The 2,692-nt window shown below is 73.2% G+C and carries 4 protein-coding genes and 1 pseudogene; 2 read left to right on the top strand and 3 right to left on the bottom strand.

The genetic code is table 11. The features are described from left to right. The coding region (locus ACWEN3_RS44900; RefSeq protein ID WP_452984007.1) for a carboxymuconolactone decarboxylase family protein at window positions 1-431 on the bottom strand (431 nt) is incomplete at its 3' end. Between the two features lie 124 nt (window positions 432-555). Between ACWEN3_RS44900 and ACWEN3_RS44895 the strand changes: the two genes are divergently transcribed. Continuing rightward, a complete protein-coding gene (locus ACWEN3_RS44895; RefSeq protein ID WP_452984005.1) occupies window positions 556-1,530 on the top strand; it encodes a pirin family protein in 975 nt (324 codons plus the stop codon). Between the two features lie 88 nt (window positions 1,531-1,618). On the opposite strand, the gene ACWEN3_RS44890 is transcribed toward ACWEN3_RS44895, so the two are convergent. Further along, window positions 1,619-2,080 carry a hypothetical protein gene (locus ACWEN3_RS44890; RefSeq protein ID WP_452984003.1) on the bottom strand — a complete coding sequence of 154 codons (462 nt, stop codon included), beginning with the start codon at window positions 2,078-2,080 and terminating at the stop codon, window positions 1,619-1,621. After that, window positions 2,074-2,424: a hypothetical protein gene (locus tag ACWEN3_RS44885; protein WP_452984001.1), complete on the bottom strand. Its 351-nt coding sequence runs from the start codon at window positions 2,422-2,424 to the stop codon at window positions 2,074-2,076. The genes ACWEN3_RS44890 and ACWEN3_RS44885 overlap by 7 nt, the downstream gene beginning before the upstream one ends. A 165-nt stretch (window positions 2,425-2,589) precedes the next feature. On the opposite strand from ACWEN3_RS44885, the pseudogene ACWEN3_RS44880 reads away from it, so the two are divergent. Beyond that, window positions 2,590-2,664: pseudogene (locus ACWEN3_RS44880) on the top strand (6,7-dimethyl-8-ribityllumazine synthase); the annotation flags it as partial. Window positions 2,665-2,692: the final 28 nt, after the last annotated feature.

The following is a 2,692-nucleotide window of genomic DNA, read 5'->3' as shown; positions in this document are numbered from 1 at the left end:
GCCGGCCTCGGCCAGCACCGCCTCGACGTGACGGTGCTCGGCCTCCAGCGCGGCGATCTGGTTGGGGAAGTCCCCGGCCAGGGCGGGGAACAGGCGTCCGCGGCGGCGGTGGTCGCCTCGGCGAGGGCCAGGGCGGCCCGTTCGGCGGGGGTGAACAGCTCGGTGTCCCGCCAGGCGGCGAGCACGCCGAGACGCCGCGGGGTGTCGCCGGCGCGCAGCGCTGCCCGGGTGTGCACGTGCAGACAGTAGGCACAGCCGTTGATCTGCGACACGCGGAGGTTGACCAGCTCCACGAGGGTGCGGTCGAGCCCGGCCTCGGCGGCGACCGCCCGGACCGCCTCGGAGGTCTGCACCAGGGCGTGGTACGCCTTGGGGCTCTGCTTGTCGACGAAGATCCGCCGGGTGGTGCCGGCCGGTACGAGACTGGTCAACCTGGACTCCTCCGGGTGCCGCCGCCGGGGCCCCGCCCTTACAGGTGCGCGGTGCCGTCGCCGGGGCTATGATCGCAGCATAGTTGTTGAATATAAAACTATCATGGATGGGAGGTGGGCTCGGGTGAGCAACACCGAGACGAGGCCCGCCGAGCTGCGGTGCGGCTCCGAGGAACACCGTACGGAACCCGCGGCCCCGGTGGAGGTGCTCGCGCCGCGCGACGTGCCGCTCGGCGGACCGCGCGCGATGACCGTGCGGCGCACCCTGCCCCAGCGGGCCCGCACGCTGATCGGCGCCTGGTGCTTCGCCGACCACTACGGCCCCGACGACGTCTCCCGTACCGGTGGCATGGACGTCGCCCCGCACCCGCACACCGGGCTGCAGACCGTGAGCTGGCTGTTCAGCGGGGAGATCGAGCACCGTGACAGCCTGGGCAGCCACGCCCTGGTCCGGCCCGGCGAGGTGAACCTCATGACCGGCGGGCACGGCATCAGCCACTCGGAGGTCTCCACGCCCGGCACCACCGTGCTGCACGGCGTCCAGCTGTGGGTCGCCCTGCCCGAGGAACACCGGCACACCGGCCCGGACTTCGAGCACCACGTGCCCGAACCGGTACGGCTCGACGGCGCCGTCGTCCGGGTCTTCCTGGGTTCCCTCGCCGGCTCCGTCTCCCCCGTCCGCACCTTCACCCCGCTGCTCGGCGCCGAGATCACCCTGGATCCGCACGCCGCCCTCACCCTGGCCGTCGACCCCGCCTTCGAGCACGGAGTCCTCGTCGACCAGGGCGACGTCCGCGCCGCCGGCACCCTGCTGCGGCCGGCCGAGCTGGGTTATGTGCCCGAGGGCTCCGGGACCCTCCACCTCGTCAACGAGTCCGGCGCCCCGGCACGCGTCGTCCTGCTCGGCGGGCCTCCGTTCGGCGAGGAGATCGTGATGTGGTGGAACTTCATCGGCCGCAGCCACGAGGACATCGCCCAGGCCCGCGAGGACTGGATGACGGGGACCCGTTTCGGTGAGGTCAAGGGGTACGACGGCGACCGGCTGCCCGCACCGGAACTGCCGCACGTACCCCTGAAGCCGCGGGGAAGGGCGCGCTGAGACCGGAACGGGTCGCCTCGGCGGCCCGGGCCGCGGCGGATCCTGGGCGCGTGACCAAGCGGCTCCTCGGAACGTTGCCGCGCGTGTCTCAGTGGGACGGCGGGGCGTGGGATCCGTCGGCGGTGCAGCCGTCGGCGTGGTCGAGCGCGGCGTCGGGCATTCCGTCGGCATGCCAGGAGGGCACGAAGGAGAGCGGCAGCGGCGGGACCTGCCAGCCCGCGGCCGCCCACTGCACGAACCGGTACGCGGTCAGCTCGGCGCCGTCGACGGACCGGCCCGTGAGCACGGCGGCGATCTCCCGGTGGGCGTTGCCGCGGGCGCCGAGCGTGCCGTGGAACCCCTCGATCTCGACGGTGGTCGCGTCCGACAGGTGCCCGGGCGGGACCGCGGCCGCGCCGGCGGTGGGCAGCAGGGCGACCACCCTCACGTGGGGCAGCGGGCAGAGCATCGTGTCGCGGTACCACGGCGCGTTGTGCATGACCGAGCGCACAAACGGTTCATCAGCACTCACCGTGGGGCCCGTCTTCAGCCGGGAGAGAGCCGTCAGCATGCGCATCTCCCAGCCCAGCCCGATCCCCCAGCCCCGGTCCGCCGCGGGTAGTGGACACGGGCCGGCCGCACCAGGGGGCTGAGCAGGACCAGCGTGTCCACGTACGCGTGGGGGTGGCCGTGCAGATAGGCGCGGGCGACGAAGGTGCCCGCGCTCTGCGCGACGATCGCCACGCTGCGGCCGCTGCGCCGGTGCAGCGTCTCGACCTGCCGGGCGAGCCGGTCGGCCAGCACCCGCAGTGACTGGTGGGTGGCGTCCGGCCCGTACGGCAGGGGGGCGCCGTCGGGGTACTGGCCGCGGAAGGAGAAGAACGTGACATCGAGCGAGGACGGATGGCCGGGCATCCTGGTGCCCGTGTAGCTGCTTCCGTACCCCTGGAGGTGGAGAACCTGCCGGCCGCCGGTCGAGGAGAGCCGGTCCGCGCCCTTGGTACTGACGGGCGGGCCGGGCGGAGACAAATCTGCTGACCGGCTGACGACCTGAACGCCCGGGGCATGAACGCCCGAGGCAAGGGCCGCGAGGCGGTGACCGCGGCGGTGTCGACCGCGGCCACGCTTCGCTCAGTATCCGAACCCTGGCACTGAGGCACCGGTCGAAGCGCGTAGGGTAAGG

It is taken from the genome of Streptomyces sp. NPDC004561, assembly GCF_053602155.1.
The sequence above is the reverse complement of the archived record's forward strand: the minus strand, read 5'-3'. Positions and strand labels throughout refer to the sequence as shown.